This window comes from Conyzicola nivalis, from assembly GCF_014639655.1.
Taxonomy (GTDB): Bacteria; Actinomycetota; Actinomycetes; order Actinomycetales; family Microbacteriaceae; genus Conyzicola; species Conyzicola nivalis.
Genome location: NZ_BMGB01000001.1, coordinates 1,246,318 through 1,268,946 on the forward strand (window position 1 = coordinate 1,246,318; position 22,629 = coordinate 1,268,946).

Here is a 22,629-nt window from a genome sequence, read left to right on the forward strand (position 1 = left end):
ACCTGAGGTGACGGGCCCTTCTTCGTGACGTGCGACTACTTGTGGTCGTGGCCGTAGTGCTCGTGGTTCGCCTTGCGTCCGTGGCTGTCGCGGTCGGATGCGCCCGAGTTGGCGTTGGCCTGGCCGAGCATGGCGGCGGCGTCGGAGGTGTCGAAGCCGTCCTCGTCGGTCGACTCCTCGTTGGAGTCGAAGCCCGCGGTGAACTCGGAGACGTCGACCTTGTTGCCCTTGGTGTCGACGACGTTCGCCTTGCCCAGGACGACCGCGAGGGCCTTCGAGCGGGCGACCTCGCCGATCATGCCGGGGATCTGGCCGTTCTTGTCGAGGACCTGGATGAACTCGCCGGGCTCCATGCCGTACTGGGCCGCGCCCTGGATCAGGTACTGGGTGAGCTCGTCCTGGCTGACCTTGATCTCTTCCTTCTCCGCGATGGAGTCGAGCAGGATCTGGGTGCGGAACGTCTTCTCGCTCGACTCGGCGACCTCGGCGCGGTGCACCTCGTCCTCGAGACGGTTCTCGTTCTCGAGGTGGCGGTGCACCTCGTCTTCGACGAGCTGGGCGGGAACGGGGATCTCGACGCTCTTGAGCAGCTCGTCGACGATCTGGTCGCGAGCCTCGGCACCCTGGCCGAAGACCTTCGACTTGGCGACCTGCTCCTTGATGTCGGCCTTGAGCTCCTTGATGGTGTCGAACTGGCTCGCCACCTGGGCGAAGTCGTCGTCGGCCTCGGGAAGCTCGCGCTCCTTGACGGCGAGCAGCGACACGACGATCTGGGCCTTCTCGCCGGCGTTATCGCCACCGAGCAGCTCGGACTCGAACGTGGTGGTCTCGCCGGCGCTGAGCGAGTCGAGCGCCTCGTCGATGCCCTCGATGAGGTCGCCCGATCCGACCTCGTACGAGATCGCGTTCGCGGTGTCGACCTCGTTGCCGCCGATGGTGGCGACCAGGTCGATCTGCGCGAAGTCGCCCTTCTTGGCGGGGCGGTCGACGGTGACGAGGGTGCCGAAGCGGCTGCGCAGCGTGTCGAGCTCGTCCTTGACGTCGTCGGCGGAGACCTTGGCCTCTTCGACGGTCAGGGTGATTCCCTCGTACTCGGGGAGGTCGAACTCGGGACGCACGTCGACCTCGATGGCGAGCTCGAGGTCTCCGGAGAAGTCCTTCTCGCTCGGGAGCGAGGTGACGTCGGCCTCGGGCCGGCCGAGGGTGCGGATCTTCTCTTCGCTGATGGCCTGCTTGTAGAACTTGTCGAGTCCGTCGTTGACCGCGTGGTTGAGAACCTCGCCGCGGCCGACACGCTGGTCGATCAGCGCGGGCGGAACCTTGCCCTTGCGGAAGCCGGGGATGTTCACCTGCGTAGCGATGTGCTCGTACGCGTGATCGATGCTGGGGCGCAGCTCTTCGGGCGTAATGGCGATGCTGAGCTTCACGCGGGTGGGGCTGAGCTTTTCGACCGTGGTCTTCACGATGGGTATCTCCTGATGTTCGTTACTTGACAGTCCCGTTATGTGCGTTCTGACTGTGTCGGGGCGACAGGATTCGAACCTGCGGCCTCTCGGTCCCAAACCGAGCGCTCTACCAAGCTGAGCTACGCCCCGGGAAAAATCCGTGTCTGTTGCTGCCGCATCCGGGTGCGCCTGAGCGCAACCCTTTTTTGGCCTCGGCAAGTCTAGCGTGGTTCGGCTTGGAGCATTTCTGTTGCGTTTCAGCCCTTCCGGGCGGCCGCCTCGAGCACAGACGGCAGCTCGCCGAGCATGTCGCCGGCGAGGAATCCCAGCGGCGCGATTCGTGCCGAGAGCCGGTCGCCGACGGCCACGTGGAGGAACGACGCCCACACAGCCGCCTGTTCGGGCGAGGCCCCGCGCGCGCACAGGCCGGCGATCGCGCCGGCGAGCACGTCGCCGCTTCCCGAGGTACCGAGGCCCGGGCCGCCGCCGTCGACGATCCAGACGTCGCCCGAGGGTGCGGTCACGATCCCGTAGCAGGCCACGACGGCCCGGTAGCGCTCGGCGATCTCGACGAGGTCGGCCTCGAGGTCATCGACGTCGCGCTCGAGCAGGAGCGCCGCCTCCACCTTGTTCGGCGTGAGCACGAGCCGACCGCCGAGGTCCTGAGCCACCTGCGGCACCGACGGCACGACGCCGAGACCGAACGCGTCGAGCACCACGACGGTGTCGTCGCCGAGGTGGCGCGCCAGTTCGCGCACCATGACCTCGGCCTCTTCCGCATCGTCGAGTCCCGGACCGAGCAGCACCGCGTCGGCACGTTCGAGATCGTCGGATGCGGCCGCGAGTGAAAACCCGCTCACGCTGCCCCCGGGGGTCTCGTCGAGCGGCACGACCCCGCACTCGGGCACGGCGACGGCGACGTGCGCCGCGACCGACGCACCCACGGCGAGGGTCAACCGCCCCGCCCCCACCCGCAGGGCGGCCGTGCCGGCGAGCATGGCGGCGCCCGGCGACTTGAGCGCACCGCCCACAACGACGACCTGGCCGCGGCTGTACTTCGAATCGTCCGGCTCGGGCAGCGTCCACTCGCGCAGCGTCTCGCCGCTCACCTCAACGCGGCTGGACAACGTCGTCCCCTCCGTGCAGAGTCACCGGCGCTCCGGCGGCGACGAGGTGCTCGTCGAGCGAGAACGCCTCGAGCGTCCACTCGCCGGTGTCGCCGTCGCGCACGAGGCGGGTGACCGACGCGTTCGCGACGGTGTGCGTCTGCGCGAACTCGAGCAGCTCGCTCTCGCTGAGCCCGAGGCAGACATAGATGAAGATCATCACGATCGCGTCATGACCGGCGATGAGCACGCGCGACGGGGTCTCGGGGCGTTCGAGGTCGACCAGCAACGAACGGATCCGCAGCGCGAGGTCGGCCCAGGATTCGCCACCCGGCGGCCGGTAGTAGAACTTGCCGAGCCAACGTTTGCGCAGCGCCTCCTCGGGGAACCGCGTCTCCACGCCGTGCGTCGTGAGCAGGTCGAGCACACCCAGCTCCCTGTCACGCAGGCGCTCGTCGACGCGCACCACGACGTCGGAACCGGCGGTCGTGAGGGCGATGGAGACGGTCTGGCGAGCACGCAGGTAGGACGAACTCCACGCGGCATCCGGTCTCTCGTCTTCTGCGAGGTCGGCGAGCCAGGCCCCGAGGGCCTCGGCCTGTTCCTCGCCCGTCGGGGAGAGCGGAACGTCGGCATCGCGCAGGTCGATGCTGACGACCTCGAGCCCCGCGTTCTCCGCCGCTGTCGCGGCCCGGTTCGCGAGGCTTTCGCCGTGACGGATAAGCCAGAGTTCGTGAGCAGCCATGCGTCCGAGGCTAGTTAGACCCACCCAATGCGGCGCGGGCTTGCGTGCGCCGCCGCTCGCGTCTAGGCCGACGGCGATCCTCGTCGAAAAGTGCGCCGCACTTCGGGTACAGTGTTCCTCGGTAGTTCCGGCTACCACCCGTGAAATGCCGACGATAGCCCGTCGGATTCGGGGCTGTAGCTTAGTGGTAAAGCCTCTGTCTTCCAAACAGATGATGCGAGTTCGATTCTCGTCAGCCCCTCCAAATGAGTCCCGTCGATCGGGGCAGGCCCAGCGTCCGGAGAAGGACGGGGTTATGCTTCGAGAATCGGAAGTGTGACAGCGTCACTCGTCACGCTTCAGACAATCGGAACTGGACAAGACGTAGATGTCGACATCGTCGCTCGCTGGCACTGCACCGCTGGACGATGGTCGCGTCGAAATGTTCATGCAGCCCATCGTCGATCTGGTCACCGGCCGCCCGACCGTCTTCGAGGCCCTCGCCCGGCTCAGACGCCGCGACGGCACCCTGGCCACGGCGGCCGAGTTCGTACCGGCGCTCGACGCCGACGAGGTGGACACACTGTTCAGGATCGCGCTCGACCGGTCGCTCGAGAGCCTCGCGCACTGGATCAGCCTGGGCATCCTGGTCGACGTCTCCGTCAACCTCGATCCGTCCACGCTGGGCAACCGGCAGTGCAGCGCCTGGGTCGGGGAGGCCCTGCACCGCCACGGCATCGACGCGCAACGTCTGGTTCTCGAGCTGCTCGAGACCCGGGCAATCGATTCGAGCGAACAGACCTTGACTATCGACGCGCTGCACGGCCTCGGCGTGCGGATGGCGATCGACGACCTGGGAGCGGGCCACAGCACCGTCAGCCGCCTCCGGCACTTCGACTTCGATCTGATCAAGATCGACTCGAGCGTGCATGACGGGTTCGCCGTCGCTCCCGTCTCCACCCTCCGTTCGCTGTCCGCACTCATTGATCTCGGCACGAACCTGCATCGACCCTCCGTCGTCGAGGGACTGGAGAGTCTGGACATGCTCGCGGTCGCCGCGGTACTCGGCGCTCCGTTCGGCCAGGGGTATGCCATCGCGCGCCCGATGCCCGCCGACGCCGTGCCGGCCTGGACGGCACGGTCCGCCCCGCTCGTCGACCAGCTCGAGCTCACGACGTTCTCAGCCGTGCTGGCGTACCACTGGATGCACGGAGGGAGCAGCGCGCACCCCGGGAATGCGAGCGCCTGCCCGATCACCGCGTTCCTGGCCGAACACGGCAGCGCCGTGAACAGATGGCATACCTCCCAGCACGGAGACGCGGTGGAAGACACCGTCGGCTTCGGGCGGAAGCTGTCGGAGTGGCTCGCCGCGCACGTCGCTCCCGGCGCTGGAGCCCCGGCCGTCGTCTAGGAGTCGAACCGTTCGCGCGCGCTCTCGATGCGGTGCAGATTGTCGAGCACCCATGTTCCCAGCGCCCGTACCGGAACGGCCATCTCCCGACCGAGGTCGGTGAGGGCGTACTCGACGCTGGGTGGGTTCGTGGCGAATACGGTGCGCGTGACGAAACCCTCCCGTTCGAGGCCGCGGAGGGTCGACGTCAGCATCTTGGGCGAGATCCCGCCGATCTCGCGCTTGAGTTCGCTGAACCGGCGTGCCTGGATCTCGAGTTGCATGAAGATCAGCACGGACCATTTGTCGCCGACCCGGGCGAGCGCCTCGGTGGCGCGGTGGCAGTCGGCGGTTTCGCTCAGGTTACCTAGTTGCACAAAAGTGCCTCCTTACGGTCATCCGGTCACGCTTTTATAGTTGGTAACCAATGTATACCGAGCACGTCCCGCCGAGCCAAGGAGCACCCTCATCCCTTCCCCACACGTCGTACTCATCACCGGAGGCACGTCCGGCATCGGACTCGGTCTGGCCGAAGCGTTTCTGGCCGAAGGGGCGGTCGTGGCCGTCTGCGGCCGCTCGCAGTCTGCCCTCGACCGGTTCGCGCGGGAACACCCCGAGGCGCTCGCCATCCGCGCCGACATCACCGATGGCGCCGCGCGCGCGGCGATGTTGGACGCCGTGACCGACCGCTTCGGGAGGCTCGACGTTCTCGTCAACAACGCGGGGATCATGGTCGACAGGGATTTCGCGGCGGGACCCGATGCGACCCGCGACCTCGACGCCGAGATCGCCGTGAACCTCACGGCACCCGTCCACCTGACCGGTGAGGCCCTCCGGCGCTGGCCCGGGCTCGACGCCGTCGTGTTCGTCACGTCGGGATTCGCCCTGGTGTCGCCCACGCGCGCACCGACCTACGGAGCGGCGAAGGCGGGGCTGCACGGATTCGCGGAGGGGCTTCGCCGGCAGTTCGCCCCCGACGGCACCCACGTGCTCGAGGTGATCCCGCCGACCACGGACACCCCCATGAACGCCGACAAGACCGTCAGGAAACTCCCCGCCTCGGCGGTGGCGGCCGCCACGCTGAGGGCGCTCGACAAGCGCCGGCCGATGGCGCTGCCGGGGGCATCCAGACTGCTCCCGGGGATGCTTCGACTCGCACCGAACCTGATGGGCCGCGCGGTCGGAAAGCTCTGAGACCAGCCCCGATGACCGCGGCCGCGACCACACGCCGTCAGCGCACGAGCAGCGGGGCGTTCGAGCCTCCGACGTCGATGTGCAGGTGGTTGCAGCCGTCGGCGATGTCCGTCCAGCGCGACAGCGCGAGGGTGATACCGATCTCGGCGCGGCACTGCGACTGTCCGACCCGGCTGCCCTCCGGCATGCTGGGATCGAGCAGCCCGATGAGCCGCAGCGACTGCGCGTCGGCGCCGGTGAGCGCGACCCCGTTCAGGCTGAAGAAGTCGACGGCGCGGCCCCCGCCGTCCCTGTAGTGCCACGACTCCGCGCCCGCACCCAGCAGCTCGGCGGTGCAGTTGCGGTTGATACTGCTGACGCCGACCTCCTCGAAGTAGCGCACGGCGATCACCATGATCTGCAGCACACGCGTATCGACCGCGCAGCCCGGCACGCGGTCGCCGTTCGCGATCCAGCGGATCTGCCTGAGGTGGTCGGGGACCAGCCCGCGCAGACTGCCGTCGTCGGCGTGCACCACGAGTTCCTGTGCCAGCAGCCGGGCACTGACCGAGATCGGGCAGTCGCTGCCGCCCGCCGCCGCCGTAAGCGCCTCGACGATACGCACGGCCGGTTCGAAGAACCGGGTGTAGTGGTCGGGATCGGCGTTGCGCTGCACGGCGTGTGCCGCGGCCGTCGGCGGCAGCGCCTCCCAGCCCGGCACACCGCCGAGACGCTCGTAGAACAGCAGGGCCGACCGATACGGATCGAGGCGGATGGCACGGCTCCCCCACCAGGACTGTTGCTGGAACAACCCGATCGATGACGTCGGGCTGCCGTCCGGGTTCGTGACGCCGAGGATGTCGTCGCCGTAGGTGAGATTGCGCAGCGAGGACTCGCCGATGGCGGTCATGACGCCGATGAACTGCGCCCGCTGGGGCAGGCCCGCCGAGGTGGCAGCGTTCATCACCTCCGCCGCGTTGACCAGTTGTTCGCCCTCGAAGGTGTCCACCCTCAGGTCGCTCTCCGCCACGATTGCCGGGTCGACGATTCCCGTGCCGCATCCGCCCGACCCGGGACTTATCCCGACGCCCGTCCCCGACGACAGCACGACCATGCCGCCGACGACCGCGACCACGCCGAGCGCCGCGACGGCCGCCGCCACCACCCCGCGCCTGGCCATGGTCGCCGCCTAGTCGCCCTCGGCGGACGCGAGGGCCTCGTCGGTGTTGCTCACTTCGGCTTCCCACGACGAGAGGATGTGCTGCACGTGGGTCTCGGGGTGCGAGCCGTACTTGAAGATGTAGTGCCCGTCCTGCAGCCGCTCGATCGTCTCGGTGGTCTCGGGCGCGAGACCGAAGGTGCGCTGGCACCAGGCGGCGTCTTCCGGGCGGGACTGCCGGTAGATGCACACGGTCTGCGCCTCCTGGATCACGGCCATCCCGGCCGAGTCCTTGGGGATGTCGGTGCCCTTGTGCATCACGAACACGTTGGAGATGCCCAGCCCGCGCGACAGCTTCTGGTTCGCCTTGATCAGTTGCGCCGACGGGCCGCCGACCATGTGCCAGCCCTCCTCGTAGACGACGGTCGTGGCGTACCCGCGTTCGTCGCGCAGGCGCCCGAGCATCCACATGTTGCCGATGGCCATCACCACGGGCACCGCGGGGCCGTCGTCGCGCAGCTGCGAGATGTCGAACGAGGTGAGCTTGCCGCGCAGGTCGACGGTGCTCGAGGTCTCGCCGTCGAGCAGACCGCCGTATTCGTCGAGCAGGCCGTTCAGGGTCCAACGCACCGAGAGCCCCGCCCGGTGCAGCTCGTCGCGGGCGCCGCTCGAGAGCGCCACGTAATCGCGGTCGTCCGCGATGCGGCCGAGGTTCGGCAGCACGTCGGTGAGCACCGGCGCGCGACGCGTCGCCCCCTCGACCGTGCGGCGCAGCGCCGCCCGCAGCGCCTCTTCCTCCCACTCGTTCAGCGCGTGGTCGCCGCGGGCCAGCCGGGTGACGATGTTGAGCAGCCGGCCCTGGCCCTTGATGCCGGTGCCGCGCAGGATGACGGGGTCGAGCAGGTTGAGCTTGGTGCCCGAGCTGTCGGCGGTGAAGCGGATCGGCTCCACCCCGTAGTGGCGGGCGACACCCGAGTACTCGCCCTCGCCGCCCTGGTCCTTCTTGTCGAAGACGACACAGCGGCGGTTCCTGAGCAGCAGCGGACGCAGCACCTGGTTCGCCTTGGTGTGTGTGCTCTTGCCCGCGCCGACGTCGCCCATGATGATCACGTTGGGGCTCGAGACCTCCCGCGGGATCGAGTTGTAGGCCGTCACCGGATCGTGGGCGATCGGGGTGCGAGACAGGATGTCGCGACCCGACACCACCCCGCGGGTGCCCGTGGGCGGGCCGATGATCGCCGTGTTGAGCACCTCGGCCTGCCTGGTGGTGGTCGGGGCGCCGGTCAGGGCGGGCGCGTAGAAGTGGCCGCGCGCGGCCCTGCCATTGGTGCGCAGCCTGGTTCCCTTGTCGGGCCACGGACGGATCTCGACGTCGTCGGCCTCGGGCTCCGCCACCGGCGGTTTCGGCGGCGCGATCCCCCGCAGTACGGGCAACGACCAGAGCCGGGAGGGTCCGCTCACGAGATCGCCCCCTTCTCGCTCTTGCCGGCGAGCCGGGAGTACAGGCGGCTCGAGAACGCCTTGCGGCTGGGTCCGATGCCGCGTCCGATCGGCCAGGTCGTGCCGGATGCCGCGGCCTGGTAGGAGTCGAGCCAGTCCAGCCGCTCGATGCCGAGCGAGGTCGAGCAGGTGTCTTCGAGCTGCCGGGACGCCCTCGCGAGTTCGTCGCGACCGCGCACCGAGATCGTGACGAACCCCACCCAGGCGGCACCGTGGTGGTGCGACCCGGACACGAGGTCGCTGCGGCGGCGGTTGGCGGCCGACATCGCCGCCTCCGTGTCGTCTGCGCTGATCTTGCCGGCTTCCCGCCGGGCGAGGGTCTCCGCCGCGTCCCGCACGACGTCTTGACGCGCCGCGATCTTCGCCTCGGCGGCCGGGATCAGGTGGATGTGGAACGACACCGAGCGGATGAACGAGAGGTCGTTGCCGATCAGCAGGTCGAGCACCCACAACTGCGTGCGCGGCGCGGTGACCAGCGCGTCGGCGGTGATCGCCGCGGTGCGGTGCCACCACTCGACCGCGTCGCCGTCGACGTGGTCGGCGCGGGACGGGTCGGCGCCGGTGACCACGTGGGCCGAGAACTCGTCGTGGGACCGCACCCCGAGCGACGCCGGGTCGACGTCGGCGACCTCGTCGATGGGGCGCGACGGGTTCTGCTGGTGCAGGATCACCGCCGTGGTCTGGCGTGCGGTGAGCGCCTCGACGTGACCGAGTCGCGCCTCGGTCAGTCCGCGCACGGTGGCGTCGATCTCGTTCTTCATCAGCGCCCGCCAGCCGTCACGCCCCTCGCCGAACTTCGACGCCGCGTCGGTGAACGCCGCGGTGATCGGCCAGCTGACCGTCACCAAGTGGCGCTGCACCATGGCGTCTTCGCCGGTGAGCCGCAGCACCTCTTCGTACGAGGCGATGGCGTCGGCGGGGGCCTCGTCGTCGAGGCTGTTCAGCACCCAGAACTGCTGCATGGCACTGTCGGCGGGAAGCACCCGCGTGACCGTCTGCACGTTGCCGACGAGCGACGAGTGCGGGGCCCGGCCGGCGAGGAAATGCCCCCAGCCCTCGGCGGCGCGGGTCATCACGGCGGTCGACTCGATGCCGCGCAGTTGGCCGGTCACCGAGAAGGCCACCGACAGGTAGTCGTCCTCACCCGCCGGCGCGTGCCAGGCGATACCCGGCTGGCCCCGCCCGTGCTGCAGCCAGCCCATGCCGTCGGCGCCGTCGGGGTGCACCCGCAGCGCGGTGAGCCGCTTGCGCGCCTCGGCGATGTTCTTCGCGCGCCCGCGCTTCCTCGAAGATCTGGCCGCCTTCAGGTCGAGCCGCGCCTGCTCCCATGCTTCGTCGGTGAACGGGGCGAAGTCGAGCGTTCCCGCGCGGCTGCGGGTGCGCCACCGCCTGCTCTTGCGTCGCCTCTCGACGACGGAGCCTCGGTGCGTCTTCGCCGTCACGAGCAGCGTGATGCCGCAACCGAGGGCCCCGACGGCCAGTCCCGGCCAGCCGACGAGCGGCGTGAGGACGATGCCAAGCGCGATGAACAGCGCGAGCATGGCCACGCGGGTTCTCGAGTGGGTTCCGCCGAAGAACGAGCGGTGCCCGGTCTCGCCGCCGAGGTAGCGCACCACGGCGCGGCTGGTGTCAGTCATTCGTCCCGCCCCTTGCCGATCGTGCCGTCGACGTCTGCCGTCGGACCGGTGTCCTGCGCCGCGCCCGCGGACGACATCGACGCGCGCTTGCCCCGCCCGCGCGAGACGTGCTCGGCCTCGCTCGCGGCTCCCCCTATGCGCGAGCGCGCCGCGGCGGCATCGGAGAGCGACGCCACGGCCCTCGGCGGTTCGCCGATCACCGACGCGTCGTAGTCCCCGCGCGCATCGAACGCGAACGCGGCGGCGGGGCGGTCGGGCGACGCCGTGCGTACGCCCGCGCGGTCCGTGGCATCCGAGATGTTGCCCGCCCCGATCACGCTGCCCATCATCGAGGGGCCCGAGGTGCCCCCGATGAGCACGGGGATCGACGGCGCCAGCCTGAGCAGGAACAGCGGCGAGAGCGCCGCGACGAACAGCGCGATGACCGCGACGAGCAGTTCGACGAGGGACCGCAGTCCGCCGTCGGCGCCGAACGCCTCGGTCGACGAGTCCATCATGGTGAAGGTGACACCGAGCAGGAAGAACAGCAGCGGTTGGGCGGCGAGGATCCCCACCCACAGCCCGATCAGCCGCAGCCCGAACGAGCGCCTGGTCGGGTCGATGATCCAGACCAGACCGAGCGGTATCAGCACGCCCGTGAAATAGAGGGCGACGAACTGCAGCACGAGCATCAGCAGAACGAGGAAGAGACCGAGCAGCATGCCGAGCATCAACAGCACGGCGATCGGCATGCCGCCCGCGATCTCGGCGGGGTCCGCGTCGGCGATCATGGTCTGGAAGTCGTCGGTCACGGTGTCGACGGTGTCCTGGATGCCCCAGCTCACGAATACATCGGAGAGGGAGTGGAAGAACGTCACGAGCATCATCCCCGCGGCGGGTCCGAAGATGGCGCCGAGCAGGAACGTGCCGAAGTAGAGGCCGAGCGAGTCGATGAGCTCGCGCCCCGACTGCCGGCCGCGCGCCGTGCGGATGAACTGTGGGAAGAGCAGGGCGACGGCCAGGAAGATGGCTGCGGCGAACGAGACCCGGTAGGCGCTGATGAACCAGTCGGCGCTCAGGTCGGGAAGGGTCGCCTCGGTCAGCGCAGGCAGCACGTCGCCACTCAAGCCCGCCGCCGCGTCCTGCAGCATCGCGAAGGTGTTGCCCCAGGGGTCGGACATGTACGAGACGCCGCCTGGCGGGCCGTTGACCACGTCGCCGAGACCGCCGATGATGCTGCCGATGCCGTCGGAGTCGCCTCCGGGGTCGCCGCCGGAGTCTCCGCCGCTCTCGCCGCCGAACTCGTCGCCGCCGAACTCGTCGGGGTCGACCTCGTCGAGGTCTTCCTCGAATCCCTCGTCGAAGTCGTCGTCGATCTCGAGCTCGGCCATCAGCATCCCCCGCTGAACGGAGTGCCGATCGCGAACAGGTCTTCGGTCGTGCGGGTGCCCTCGGAGCGCACGAACGCCCACTGGTCGTTCTCCCACGCGACGGTGACGGTGATCGACCCCTTGAGCGTCGGGCTCAGCTCGCCGTCGGTGACGAGCGCGGTGCCGATCGACGCCGTCACGCTGTCGTCGTCGGCGGATTCGACGAAGTAGACGCCGGACACCGTGGACAGCCAGTAGGGCTCGTCCCGCTCGACCAGACCGCCGGAGAGGTCGGGTTCGGTCGCGAAGAAGGCGACGAGGTCGCGCGTGGGCGCCTCGGCGGAGAGAGACGACTGCTGCACCTGCTCGGCGCCCTCGGGGTAGGGGTACTGGTTCAGCCAGCGCACGAACGCGGCGGCGACCTCGACCGCTCCGCCCTCGGTCTGCCCGGCGGCGTCCTGAGCCGCCCGCACCATCGCCGCGTCTCTCGATTCGCCGCCCAAGCACCCCGTGGCCGCGGCGTCGGTCGGCTCTGCGGCGGTGGGCGACCCGTCCCGTCCGCCGGGCGAGTCGGTATTCTGCTGGCCGGCCGACGGCGCGTAGAGCCGCAACACGATCACGGTCGCCGCCACGACCACGACAACGACGAGCGCGCCGATGGCCACGGTGCGACCCCGTCGGGAGGTGCGTGGCTCGGCTCTCATCGTCGTCGGCTAACCGAAGAGGGCGAGGATCGCGCCGACGATGACGCTGATCGCGGCAAGGAGTCCGAGGGACAGCGCCGCCCACGCGACGCGGAGGCGGGCGAGGCGGTACTCGTTGGGGTTCTGCGAGTTCGAGGCGCTCGCCATGCGCGTGATCCCGAGCAGCAGCACAACGACGCCGATGACGATGCAGATGCCCCAGATGGCCGCGATGAGCTTCTGCCACAGCTCCGTGAACTCGACCCCGAACACGCCGAAGTCCGGCACGATCCCGTCGAGGGGATTGTCGATCGACTGCGCAATCCTGTGAAGCTGTTGGAGAAGCACGGCGCTCACCTTCCGGGGCAGAGTGTGTGACCTCTTCAGGCAGGGTAAACCCGCCAGGGGGTAAAAGTCACGAGTGGTGGAGGCCTCGCGCTCAGGGGTAGACGGCGACGGAGCTCGGGCCGGTCCACTCGGCGCTCACCGTCGCGCCCGTGGAATTGACCACGTTGACGATCGAACCGTTGCCGCCGAGCGAGACCGTGAGCACTCCGTGGAATCTGACGCCCGGTACATCCGGAGCCTCGAAGGCACGCGCGGCCCGAACCGAGGGGTTCACGTTGAAGTAGCAGTAGCTTCCCCCTCCCCACACCTCGTGCCGGGTGACGCCGTCGGCGACCTTGTAGGCGGCGTACCCGTCTTCGCCCTCGCTACGCCAGGAGTCCTGGTCGGGCGGGTCGTAGGGCATCTCGTTCTGGAAGAACACGGTGCGCCCGTTGTCGCCGTTCCAGACGAGCTGGTGCCGTTGGTAGTGCTCGACGAACAGGCCGGTCGCCACGACGTTCGCGCCGTTCACGACCACCCCGGTGTCGGCCGTGTTCGCGTCCCAGCCGACGCCGTCGCCGTGGTCGGCCCGCCACGCCCAGATGTGGTCGATGATCACGTCGGCGCTGTCGACCACCAGGCTCGTCGTCGCCCGGCCCGGTCCCGCGCCGCCGATGCGGAAGTACACGTCCTGGATCGTGGTCGGGTTGGAGTCGTGCCTGGCGTCGGAGCCCTCTCCCCCGACCCGCAGCAGGACATCGCTGTTCTCGGCGCCGGCGTCGATGAGGAACCCGGCGAGCCGGACGCCGTCGACGTCGTCGACCGTCATGGCGTCGACTCCGCCCTCGGGCACGAGGGTCGGCAGGCCGATGCCGAGCACGACGGTGTCGGCGCGTTCGACGGTGAGGGTCTCGTCGAGCCGGTAGACCCCGGGGGTGAGGAACAGGTTGAGCCCGCGGTCGAGGGCGGCGTTGATCTCGGCCGCCGTGTCGGTGGGTCGCGCGACGAAGAACCGGTCGATGCCGAGCGAGGTGCCCGCCGTCTCGCCGCCCGTCCAACTGGCGCCGGACGAATCGCGGCGCAGGTCGGGCAGGAACACGCGGTAGTCGCCGCCGTCGTCGACGTAGAGGAACGGCTTCTCCCGCGCAGCCGGCGTGGCGCCGAGCACCGTGAACGGAGGGTCGGGGAACGACTGCGGCGGCGCGCCCGACACCCCTGAGAAGACCATGTTCCACGAGGCGCCCTCCCAGCCGCCGAACTCGCTCTCGCGAGAGAACCACTGTTGTTGGGATCCGGATGACACGAGCCCGTCGATTTTCGAATCGGCAATGTAGCCCCCGCTCGCCCAGCCCGACCCGCTCGGGTACAGGTCAAGGGCGCCGCGCACGTGCACCCGGCGCATTGGCGCCGCCTGCGCGACCGCCCATCGATTGGCGTCCGCGCCGGGGGCGACCGCGAGGTTCTCGACCGAGCGCCAGAAGTTCTGGGTGGCGTTGCCGTCGAACCACTGCGCGTCCACGCGCACCTGGCCGTTGACGGTGACGTCGTCCGGCGAGAGCCCGAGCCCCAGGACCGACGTGTAGAAGCCCACGTCGATCGTGGCGTCGTAGCTGCCCGGCTTCAGCAGGATGGCATCACGCCGCTCGCCGAACTGGTTCGTCTCCTGGGCGTCGAACACGGGGTCGACCGCGGACCGGATCTCGTCGCCGGTCATCGTCGGGTCGAGGATGGTGACGTTGGGGCCGAAGTCCGGTTCGCCGCCCGTCGGCGCTGCCGTGTCGGTGGGCTCGTCCCGCGGGCCGCCGACGGCCAGTACCAGCGCTATCCCCGCGACGACGAATCCCACGGCGAGCGCCGCCAGTAGAACCCTGAACGCCTTTTCGCCCGGCATGGGCACCTCGCATCTCGACCGTCGACCTCGTCGGTGAGGCCGATTCTGCCACGACCGACCGCGGAGTCAAACGAATTCGCGAAGGAGATTCGCTTGATCAGTTGACAGCCCGGCCGAAGTGCGAGTACCACAGGGGGTTATCCAAACCGTGCCGGATTTTCGGCCCAGGTGGGTGGGTGTGTTCGGTCACGGGTCCGTCCTCAATGTGGAGGGCTCATGAAAATTCAAAACCAGTCAAGTCGATCGCGCTCACGGGGAGTCCGCATCGTCGTCGGGGCGGCAGTCGCCTCCCTCGTCATAACCGTTGTACCCACCACCGCCGCTCTCGCGGTCGACGGGCCGTGGATGAACACCGCCCTGTCGCCCGATCAGCGCGCGGTGCTCCTCCTGCAGGCGATGACCCTCGAAGAGAAGGTCGAACTGATGACCGGCGACCAGGGCGAAGGTCCGGGCGGCTTCTACAACGGCCCGATCGAACGCCTCGGCATTCCAGAACTGAGCATGGCCGACGCCACGGGAGGCATCGGCTCCCGCGGCTGGCTGCTCCCCGAGACCGCCGACACCGCGACCCAGATGCCGGTGAACCTCGCGCTCGCCGCGACCTGGGATCCCCAGCGTGCGCGCGACTACGCGGGTGTCGTCGGCGACGAGGCGCGTCAGACGGGCCACGAGGTATTGCTCGGACCCAACTCCGACCCCACGCGAAATCCCTTCTGGGGCCGGCAGGCCGAGTCCGCCAGCGAAGACCCCGAACTGAACTCCGCGATGGTCGTCCCCTTCGTGCAGGAGGTGCAGGAACGCGGCGTGATCGCGAACCTCAAGCACTACGCGGCCTACACGCAGGAGGTGAACCGCGGGATCGGCCAGAACGTCATCGTCGACGAGCGGGCCCTCCGCGAGGTGCATGTCGCGGCCTACGAGGCCGCCATCCGTGAGGCCAACCTCGGTTCGGTGATGTGCGCGTTCAACAAGGTCAACGGCGTCTACGCGTGCGAGAACCGGCAGCTGCTCACCGAGTTCCTGCGCGAGCAGATGGGCTTCACCGGGTTCGTGCTGACCGACTTCGGGGCATCCCACTCCACCGAGGGCTCGATCCAGGCCGGGCTCGACATGGAGACCGGCATCGACGTGTTCTACGGCCAGGCGTTGCTCCGGGCCGTGCAGGAGGGCCGCGTGCCCGAGGCGCTCGTCGACCAGTCGGTGCTGCGCATCCTGCGCACCATGTTCGACAGGGGGATCTTCGACAACGACTACTCGCTGACGTCGATCCCGGTCGCCGAACACGGGGCGGTCGCCCGCGAGGTCCAGGAGGACGCCATCACCCTGCTGAAGAACGAGGGTGAGACGCTTCCGCTGAACGAGGACGAGGTCGATTCGATCGCGGTGATCGGGGCGGATGCCACGGTGCCCGGTGCGCTCGGAGGTTCGGCCTACGTGCTGCCCACCTACGAGGTCTCGCTCCTCGACGCCATGCGGGCGAGGGGCAGGGAGATCGGCGCCGACGTGCGCTACGAGCAGGGCAACGACCCGGTGAACAGCGCGACGATGATCGAGCCCGCCGACATGACGGCAATCCCGTCGTCGGTGCTGCGGCCGGAACGGGGAATCGGCGACGGACTGACCGCCCGCTACTTCCCGAACGCCGACTGGAGCGGGGCGACCGGACTCACCCGCACCGAGGCGCAGGTGCTCTACGACACCGGCTTCACCTCGTCGCCCGCCTTCGCCAACCTCATCGCGTTCCAGTCGCCGCCGACACCGATCCTCGCCGGGCTCAGCCCCGCGGGCACCGGCAACCAGTCGGTGCGGTACACCGGTTCGCTCGTCGCACCCAGCACCGGCAGCTACACGCTCGGCGGTACCGGGTGGGGTGAGGCCCGGGTCTGGCTCGACGACCAGCTCGTCGTCGAGATGACCGGCGAAGACGGACGGCGCGACGTGCGTTCGTCGGCGCTCGAGCTGCAGGCGGGACAGGAATACCGGCTCCGCGTGGAATACACGCAGAACCGACCCCTCGTGGCGCTGCAGCCGGGCACCTTCGTGCTGCAGTGGTCGACACCCGAGGACGCGGTCGCCCCGTCGGTGGCTCGCGCGGCGCAGGCCGCCGGGAGTTCCGACGTCGCAGTCGTGTACGTGAGAACGTACGAGGGCGAGGAACGCGACCGCGTGTCGCTGAAGCTGCCGCAGAACGCCGAGCAGCTGATCCGGGAGGTCACGGAGGCCAACCCGAACACGGTCGTCGTGCTCGGCAGCGGCGGGGCGGTGACGATGCCGTGGCTCGACGAGGCCCCTGCGGTGCTGCAGAGCTACTACGGCGGGCAGGAAGAGGGCAACGCACTCGCGACGATCCTGTTCGGCGACGAGGACCCGTCGGGCCACCTGCCGGTCTCCTACCCGCGCAGCGAGGACGAACTGCCGCCTGGCGTGCAGAACCCGTGGCTCGACGACATCGACGTCGAGTTCTCCGAGGGGGTGAACGTCGGCTACCGGGGATACCTCGCCGGTAACGTCGACCCGCTGTTCGCCTTCGGACACGGACTCTCGTACAGCGAGTTCCAGCTCGACCGGCTGCGCGTCGACAACAACATCCGGGTGACCGGAAGCGACGACACCGTCGACGTGCGGGCCCGGCTGCGCAACACCGGCGATCGCGACGGCACCGAGGTGGTTCAGGTCTACCTCGGCCCGCTACCCGGCGGCATCGACTCGCCGCCGCTGAAACTGGCGGGGTTCGCCAAGGTCGACCTCGGCTCGGGTGACCGGCAGCAGGTGCGGATCACCCTCGACAGGCGCGACTTCTCGTACTGGGACGCCGAGGCCGACGAGTGGGTCGTTCCGACCGGCCAGGTTCCCGTCTACGTCGGCACCTCGGCGGTCGACGTCGAGCTGGCAGGCGCGGTGAGGGTGCGTAACTGACCGCCAGCACAGGCTGCCGCCCATCGCCCTCGGGGGCGGTGGGCGGCGGTGCGTCAGCGCGCGAGCAGGGCGTCCAGTGCGACGGCCATCGCGGCCGCCAACCTGAAATCGACGCGCTCGTCGTTGACGGTGACCGCGTAGCGGTCGCGCAGCGAGAACTGGCGCTCGCTCGTCATGACCACGGCACCGGTCTGCTTGTCGGTGAAGTCGAAGTGGAACGAAAAGGGCAGTTCGACGAAGCGTCGGAGGATCGCGACCACCTGGTTTCGCTCACGGCCGTAGGCATCGACGCCTCGGCCCGTGAGGTGGAAGCTGGACCGCAGCATGCTCGCCGCGAAGTCCTTCTGGAACGTGCCGAGCGGCGCGCCCGCCCCGTCGGTCACGTCGTAGACCGCTGCGAGGTCGAGCGCCTGACGCGCGCGGAACGAGAACACCGCGCGGGTGCGGGCCTCGTCGGCGTAGAAGGTCACCTGCTCCTTGAAGGCCATGCGCTTCTGCTGGGCGACCGCGAGGACGGCACCCTCGGTGCCGTCGGCGTTCGCCGCGCGGATCTCGTAGCGGTTCACCATCATGGTGAGACGCTGCTTCACGAAGAAGCGGGGGACGTACTGGGCCGTGTGGGCATGCGGGGAGTCGGTCACCCGCCAGAGCCTAGCGGTGCGCCGCGCCTAGAACCCGGGAGAGGTCTCGCACGTGAGCGGCGGCGTGTGATCGAACCGGGTGTAGAACGCGCGGCCGCTGGCGGGATCGGTACCCAGCAGGCACCAATGGCCCGTGGCCGAGTGGAAGCTCACGACCTCGGGGTCGGTGACACAGGTCGGTGCCGCCGCCGCATCGGCGACGAACAGCACGAGGCACTCCCCCGTCGCACCCCACGGCGACGGTCCCTCGACCTCGGCGAGGTAAGAGCCAGCTATCACGTTGTATCCCCCTGGACGGGCAATGGTCGTCGACCGGTCGGCCGCGCACCGGTCGGATGATCGCGGCTTGTTAACAAGTTAGGCGTCGGGCGGACGCAAAACAATCTGTCTGCATGTTTTTTCTCAGGATTCGTCAGAACTTCTCGCTTGACCGTCCCGATGCGTCCCCCCGGCGAGCCGCGTGCTAGCGGCGGTAGCCCTCGCGCCCGTCGTTGTGCCGGGCGGCTCCCGAGTCGAGCAGGTGCCGGTAGCGCCGACGGAACATGAACATCAGGTAGAGCGTTAGCGGGATGACGATCACGAACCAGGCGGAAACGAGCCAGACGGGAATCCGGCCGGGGTCGGCCAGGGCGACCGCGCCGAACGCGATAGAGATCGCCAGCATCACCGCGGAGTTCGAGGACGCCCGGTGCGCGTCGTGCAGCGCTTCGTCGAGGTCCTCGGGTTCGTCGGTCACCCGTCCATGGTCGCAGGCCCGGCCCGAGGGCACATTGACCCTTGCGCAACCGGATGATGCGGGGTTTTCCACAATCGACGATTGCTCCACATCTCGGCGGGTACCGCCGTCGCCGTGCGCCCGAGCGGCTAGCCTGAATCGATCACGACTCCCGGGAGCTGCGCACCATGGCCGATTCGCCCACCTCGTATGCCCGCTACTCCGGTACCACGATGTTTCCACGCAGCGCCGCCGATCTCCGCAGCACCACGCACTGCCCCGCCTGCTTCACGGCGCTGAGCAGCGTGGTCTGCGGCAACTGCGGGCTCGACCTCACCCACGATGCCGCCGCGGAGCTCGCGCTGGTGTCGACGGATGTCGCGGGGTTGCTCGACGAGCGGACCGAACTGATCGGGCGCATCCGGTTCGAGTCGGCGCTCGCGGCGCGGCAGGCGGCGGCGCTCGCCGACGCCCGCGCAGCGGCCGCTCCCACCGCGGCTGCCGGCCCGGCTCCCGCCCCGCCGGTTTCGCCACCGGCGACCACCACCACCACGCCACCCGCGACCACCGTCGCCCCCGGCCTCTCCGGAGGCGTCGGGCGCCCCGCCGCTCCCGCGGCCGACGCCGGACCCCGCCGGTCGAGCGTGCAGGTGGCCCTCATCATCATCGGCGTTTCGCTCGTCTCGATCGCCGCCATCTACTTCCTCGTCTACGCGTTCATCAACTACGGTCTGGTCTGGCGGAGCGTCATCATCGGCGCGATCACGGTCACCGCGTTCGTGGTGGCCTCCCTGCTGCGCCGCAGACGACTCACGAGCACCGCCGAGGGCATCGGTGTCTTCGCCGTGGTGCTCGTCTATCTCGACGCGTTCGCGATCCGGGCGAACGACCTGTTCGGCGCCGGGTCGGCCGACGCGCTGGTGTACTGGGGTTCCACCCTGGTCATCTCCGCGCTGGGGTTCGCGGTCTGGCATCGCGTCTCCGCTCTCCGGGTGGGGTCGGTGGCGGCGGCCACGGCGTTCGCGCCCGGAGTGGGCCTGCTCGTCGCGGGGATCGCGGAGCCGCTCGACGGTTCGACCCGGCTGTTTACGGCGTTGCTCGCGGTGGGGGCGGCGGGGCTGGTGCACCCGTTCGTCGCACCGCGCAGTGGCACCCCGACCTCCCTCTCGGTCGCCGAGCGCGCCATCGCCGCGACGATCGGCGGCGGCGGCCTGGCCCTCGCGTTCCTCGTCGGCTTCCAGATCGCATGGGTCGGCGAGCCTCGCGTGTCCCTCGAGCTCTGGGCGGTGGCGGCCGTCGCCGCGGCGCACGCCGTCGTCGTCGTGAGGTCGGACGACGCGTCGGTCGTCGCCCGCGTGCTGACGTCGTTTTTCTCCGCCCTCGGCGCGCTCGCCCTCGCTCTCGCGGTCGTGCTCCTGGCCTTCCGCACGCTGACGTCCGCCGCGGCGGTGCTGGGCGTCACCGTCGCCCCCACGGTGATCGTGCTCGTGCTGGTCTTGCTGATGCTGCGGGCGACGGCACCGGGTGCCCGGTCCGCCTTCCGCGCCGCCGCGTACGCCGCCGCCGCGGTCGCCGCCTCGATGGGCCTGATCGCGGCAACGCACGTTGTGGTCAACGCCGTCAGGGCGGTGACGACCGCCGTCGAGTCCAGCGCCTGGTCGCTGGACTTCCGCACCCTCGTGGCGGATCCGCACCCCGACACGGTGGCCGCGGCCGGGGCGCTCGCCCTCGTTCTGCTGCTCGTCGCCGGGTTCGGCCGGCTGACGGGCACCGCCGCACGGCTGCGCACCCCGCTCGTGTGGGGTGCGGTCGGCCTCGCCGTCCTGCTGGTGCCGCTGCTCGGGTCGCTCGGCGGCGTGGTGGTCGGTTGGCTCGCCGAGGCGGCCGTGTGTGTCGTGGCGCTGATCTGGGCGCGGCGAACGGCGCGCGCCGCCGACCTTCCAGCGGACACCCCTGTCGCTCCCCGCCTGCGCCTCCCGCTTGGGGTGCTCGCCGCCGCTGCCGTGACGCTGGGCTACGTGCTCTCCTGGGCGAGCCTCGAGACGTGGGCGCTCGGCAGCATCGGCACGGTGGTGCTGCTCGTGGCCGCACGGTGGGCCGTGCCCGACGGTCTCGTCGCGCCGCGTGCCGCCCTGCTCGCCACCGCCGTCGCCGTCGCGCTGGGCGGCGCGGCCGCCGCGGGATACCAGTTCGGCGCCGACCCGTTCGTCGACCGGGCCCGGGCCGTGGCGGGTCTCGCCATCGTGCTGTTCGGGCTGAGCGCGGTCCCCCTGCCCGGCGTGCTGTCAGCGCTCGACCGACGCTCGGTGTTCGTGCTCTCCACCGCGGCGATCGTGCTGGCCGCACCGTTCAGCGGAACAGACACCCTGCTGTTCGGTGCCCTCGTGGTCGCGGTTTTCGGCTGGATTCTGCAGCGCGGGGTGGACGGCTTCCTCCTCGAACGCCGCGTCGCCGCGTTCGCCCTCGCGCCCGCGATTCTCTGGCTGCTCGCATCGGTCACGAGCGGGCTCGGCCGCGGCTCCGTCGCCGTCGAGCTGTTCCCCGTCGTGGCCGCGTTGCTGGCGGCGAGCGTGTCGCTCGCCATCGCCGCACGCACCGGATCCCGCCTGCGGGTCGCGGGCGACGCGGGTGTCGCCCTCGTCGCGGCGTCTGCCGTGCTGAGCTCGGTGCTGCTCGGGGAGACCGCGTGGCTCGTGCTGCTGCTCGCCGCCGTCACCGCGCTGCTCAGCGCCGTCTCGCCCGAGGGGCTCTTCGCCGCGAAATCGCGGCGCAAGCACCTCGGCTGGGTCTCGCTTGTGCTGGCGACGCTCGCTCTGTGGTGGCGTCTCGACGAGACATCCGTCACCGCCGTCGAGGCCTACGCGCTGCCGCTCGCCGGGGCCCTCCTCGCCGTCGCCGCCCTCGACTGGCGCGCGCGGCGAGGCAACGAGACCCCGGTTCTCGTCTTCGCCGCGCTGCTCGTCGCGGTCGTCCCGGTCGCGCTCTCCACGGCAGGCTATGCCCCCGCCGACGGCGACCGGATCGCCCGCGCGGTGCTGGTCGGCGCGGTCGCGGCCGCGCTGCTTCTCGTCGGCAGCGTCGCGCGCACCGCGGCATGGGCGCGTCCCTACCTCGACGCGTCGGCGATCGCCGGGTTCGCCGGCGTGGTCATCGTCGCCGTCGGACAGTGCCTGTGGGCGTCGCCCGCGGATGCCACGGCCGACGTCTGGCTCGCCGCGGCGCTCCTGGTGCTCGTCGTCGCGGCGTACGGGCAGTGCTCCGGCCGGCCCGGCGACCGATCGTTCACACCACGTGCCGGCGGCGCGATCGCGATAGCCGCTCTCACCATCGTGGCCGGGGTCGAGGCGACACTGCTCGATCCGTCGCCGCTCGGTTTCGCGCGCACGCTGGTGACCGTGACCCTGTTCTCCGCGGTGCATGTCGGAGGCCAGCTCGCGAACCGGCTGCCGTTCGACCGCCTCGCGGGGTGGGTGGCGCTGGCCTCCGCGACGATCCTCGCCGTGGTGGCCATGGCTACCGGCTCGGTGGACGACGTCGAGTGGGTGAGCGTACCCATCGCCGTGTCGCTGCTCGTCGCGGGCGGCGCGCGTCTCGCCCGCGAGCCGGGACTGCGCAGCTCGCCCGCTCTCGGCGGCGGCCTCCTCGTGCTCTTCCTGCCGTCGCTGATCGAGTCGTCCGACGGCTCCCCCGTCTGGCGACTCGTCGCGATCGGCGTGCTCGCGGTCGCCGCCGTCGTGATCGGCCTGCTGCGCCGGCTGCAGGCGCCCTTCGTCGTCGGCGGCGTCGTCGCCGTCGTACACGGGCTCACGACGTTCGCGCCGCAGATCCTCGCGGTCTACTCGTCGACCGAATGGTGGGTCTGGGCCGGAGCGGGCGGCATCGTGGTGCTCGTGCTCGGCGCGCGGTACGAACGCAGCCTGCGCACCGCGAAGAACGTGGTGGCGAGCATCGGCAACCTGCGCTGACGCGCGCG

Annotated in this window: 18 protein-coding genes and 2 tRNA genes; 5 read left to right on the top strand and 15 right to left on the bottom strand. The window is 70.0% G+C overall.

Annotated features, from left to right (window positions below):
- Positions 1 to 35 precede the first annotated feature (35 nt).
- The 4 genes from tig to IEV96_RS06060 form a co-directional block, all read right to left on the bottom strand.
- Entirely contained in the window at positions 36 to 1,463 is a 1,428-nt protein-coding gene (gene tig / locus IEV96_RS06045; RefSeq protein ID WP_188509753.1) for a trigger factor, read from the bottom strand.
- Between the two features lie 58 nt (positions 1,464 to 1,521).
- Positions 1,522 to 1,595, bottom strand: a tRNA-Pro gene (locus tag IEV96_RS06050).
- A gap of 107 nt (positions 1,596 to 1,702) precedes the next feature.
- Complete coding sequence (locus IEV96_RS06055) at positions 1,703 to 2,572, bottom strand: NAD(P)H-hydrate dehydratase (protein WP_229733092.1); 870 nt, start codon at positions 2,570 to 2,572, stop codon at positions 1,703 to 1,705.
- Entirely contained in the window at positions 2,556 to 3,296 is a 741-nt protein-coding gene (locus IEV96_RS06060) for a histidine phosphatase family protein (RefSeq protein WP_188509754.1), read from the bottom strand. Before IEV96_RS06060 ends, IEV96_RS06055 begins: the two co-directional genes overlap by 17 nt.
- A 170-nt stretch (positions 3,297 to 3,466) precedes the next feature.
- On the opposite strand from IEV96_RS06060, the gene IEV96_RS06065 reads away from it, so the two are divergent.
- Both IEV96_RS06065 and IEV96_RS06070 read left to right on the top strand, forming a co-directional pair.
- Positions 3,467 to 3,540 (top strand) — tRNA-Gly (locus IEV96_RS06065).
- 123 nt (positions 3,541 to 3,663) lie between these two features.
- Complete coding sequence (locus tag IEV96_RS06070; RefSeq protein WP_188509755.1) at positions 3,664 to 4,686, top strand: EAL domain-containing protein; 1,023 nt, start codon at positions 3,664 to 3,666, stop codon at positions 4,684 to 4,686.
- On the opposite strand, the gene IEV96_RS06075 is transcribed toward IEV96_RS06070, so the two are convergent.
- Positions 4,683 to 5,042 (bottom strand): winged helix-turn-helix transcriptional regulator, encoded by a 360-nt coding sequence (locus IEV96_RS06075; RefSeq protein ID WP_188509756.1) that lies wholly within the window; start codon positions 5,040 to 5,042, stop codon positions 4,683 to 4,685. The genes IEV96_RS06070 and IEV96_RS06075 overlap by 4 nt on opposite strands.
- Positions 5,043 to 5,082: 40 nt before the next feature.
- On the opposite strand from IEV96_RS06075, the gene IEV96_RS06080 reads away from it, so the two are divergent.
- Positions 5,083 to 5,859 (top strand): SDR family NAD(P)-dependent oxidoreductase, encoded by a 777-nt coding sequence (locus IEV96_RS06080; protein ID WP_188509757.1) that lies wholly within the window; start codon positions 5,083 to 5,085, stop codon positions 5,857 to 5,859.
- Positions 5,860 to 5,896: 37 nt separating this feature from the next.
- On the opposite strand, the gene IEV96_RS06085 is transcribed toward IEV96_RS06080, so the two are convergent.
- The 7 genes from IEV96_RS06085 to IEV96_RS06115 all read right to left on the bottom strand — a co-directional run bounded on the left by IEV96_RS06085 (position 5,897) and on the right by IEV96_RS06115 (position 14,384).
- The gene (locus tag IEV96_RS06085; protein ID WP_188509758.1) at positions 5,897 to 7,018 is read right to left on the bottom strand and encodes a hypothetical protein; all 1,122 of its coding nucleotides are present in this window, start codon (positions 7,016 to 7,018) and stop codon (positions 5,897 to 5,899) included.
- A gap of 9 nt (positions 7,019 to 7,027) precedes the next feature.
- Positions 7,028 to 8,458 (bottom strand): putative type IV secretion/conjugal transfer ATPase, encoded by a 1,431-nt coding sequence (locus IEV96_RS06090; protein ID WP_188509759.1) that lies wholly within the window; start codon positions 8,456 to 8,458, stop codon positions 7,028 to 7,030.
- A complete protein-coding gene (locus tag IEV96_RS06095) occupies positions 8,455 to 10,134 on the bottom strand; it encodes a hypothetical protein (protein WP_188509760.1) in 1,680 nt (559 codons plus the stop codon). The genes IEV96_RS06090 and IEV96_RS06095 overlap by 4 nt, the downstream gene beginning before the upstream one ends.
- Positions 10,131 to 11,504: a hypothetical protein gene (locus IEV96_RS06100; RefSeq protein ID WP_188509761.1), complete on the bottom strand. Its 1,374-nt coding sequence runs from the start codon at positions 11,502 to 11,504 to the stop codon at positions 10,131 to 10,133. Before IEV96_RS06100 ends, IEV96_RS06095 begins: the two co-directional genes overlap by 4 nt.
- A complete protein-coding gene (locus IEV96_RS06105) occupies positions 11,504 to 12,187 on the bottom strand; it encodes a hypothetical protein (RefSeq protein ID WP_188509762.1) in 684 nt (227 codons plus the stop codon). Before IEV96_RS06105 ends, IEV96_RS06100 begins: the two co-directional genes overlap by 1 nt.
- Positions 12,188 to 12,196: 9 nt before the next feature.
- The gene (locus IEV96_RS06110; RefSeq protein WP_229733094.1) at positions 12,197 to 12,514 is read right to left on the bottom strand and encodes a hypothetical protein; all 318 of its coding nucleotides are present in this window, start codon (positions 12,512 to 12,514) and stop codon (positions 12,197 to 12,199) included.
- Positions 12,515 to 12,605: 91 nt separating this feature from the next.
- Positions 12,606 to 14,384 carry a pectate lyase-like domain-containing protein gene (locus IEV96_RS06115; RefSeq protein WP_188509763.1) on the bottom strand — a complete coding sequence of 593 codons (1,779 nt, stop codon included), beginning with the start codon at positions 14,382 to 14,384 and terminating at the stop codon, positions 12,606 to 12,608.
- 216 nt (positions 14,385 to 14,600) lie between these two features.
- Here IEV96_RS06115 and IEV96_RS06120 point away from each other — a divergent pair, with 216 nt between their 5' ends.
- On the top strand, positions 14,601 to 17,300 hold the full coding sequence (locus IEV96_RS06120; protein ID WP_188509764.1) for a beta-glucosidase: 2,700 nt from the start codon (positions 14,601 to 14,603) through the stop codon (positions 17,298 to 17,300).
- Positions 17,301 to 17,353: 53 nt separating this feature from the next.
- On the opposite strand, the gene IEV96_RS06125 is transcribed toward IEV96_RS06120, so the two are convergent.
- From IEV96_RS06125 to IEV96_RS06135, 3 genes are all read right to left on the bottom strand, one after another.
- Positions 17,354 to 17,941 (bottom strand): LURP-one-related family protein, encoded by a 588-nt coding sequence (locus IEV96_RS06125; protein WP_229733096.1) that lies wholly within the window; start codon positions 17,939 to 17,941, stop codon positions 17,354 to 17,356.
- A 27-nt stretch (positions 17,942 to 17,968) separates the two neighbouring features.
- Positions 17,969 to 18,220, bottom strand: a complete 252-nt coding sequence (locus tag IEV96_RS06130; protein WP_188509765.1) for a hypothetical protein — start codon at positions 18,218 to 18,220, stop codon at positions 17,969 to 17,971.
- Positions 18,221 to 18,404: 184 nt separating this feature from the next.
- On the bottom strand, positions 18,405 to 18,677 hold the full coding sequence (locus tag IEV96_RS06135) for a hypothetical protein (protein WP_188509766.1): 273 nt from the start codon (positions 18,675 to 18,677) through the stop codon (positions 18,405 to 18,407).
- Between the two features lie 167 nt (positions 18,678 to 18,844).
- Between IEV96_RS06135 and IEV96_RS06140 the strand changes: the two genes are divergently transcribed.
- Positions 18,845 to 22,621, top strand: a complete 3,777-nt coding sequence (locus tag IEV96_RS06140; RefSeq protein ID WP_188509767.1) for an SCO7613 C-terminal domain-containing membrane protein — start codon at positions 18,845 to 18,847, stop codon at positions 22,619 to 22,621.
- Positions 22,622 to 22,629 lie beyond the last annotated feature (8 nt).

Bases quoted from the DNA above. Each gene is read 5' to 3' on its own strand.
- IEV96_RS06140 (WP_188509767.1), top strand. From the start codon at position 18,845: ATGGCCGATTCGCCCACCTCGTATGCCCGCTACTCCGGTACCACGATG.
- IEV96_RS06105 (WP_188509762.1), bottom strand. From the start codon at position 12,187: ATGAGAGCCGAGCCACGCACCTCCCGACGGGGTCGCACCGTGGCCATC.
- IEV96_RS06095 (WP_188509760.1), bottom strand. From the start codon at position 10,134: ATGACTGACACCAGCCGCGCCGTGGTGCGCTACCTCGGCGGCGAGACC.
- IEV96_RS06120 (WP_188509764.1), top strand. From the start codon at position 14,601: ATGAAAATTCAAAACCAGTCAAGTCGATCGCGCTCACGGGGAGTCCGC.
- IEV96_RS06100 (WP_188509761.1), bottom strand. From the start codon at position 11,504: ATGGCCGAGCTCGAGATCGACGACGACTTCGACGAGGGATTCGAGGAA.
- IEV96_RS06070 (WP_188509755.1), top strand. From the start codon at position 3,664: ATGTCGACATCGTCGCTCGCTGGCACTGCACCGCTGGACGATGGTCGC.
- IEV96_RS06085 (WP_188509758.1), bottom strand. From the start codon at position 7,018: ATGGCCAGGCGCGGGGTGGTGGCGGCGGCCGTCGCGGCGCTCGGCGTG.
- IEV96_RS06115 (WP_188509763.1), bottom strand. From the start codon at position 14,384: ATGCCGGGCGAAAAGGCGTTCAGGGTTCTACTGGCGGCGCTCGCCGTG.
- IEV96_RS06060 (WP_188509754.1), bottom strand. From the start codon at position 3,296: ATGGCTGCTCACGAACTCTGGCTTATCCGTCACGGCGAAAGCCTCGCG.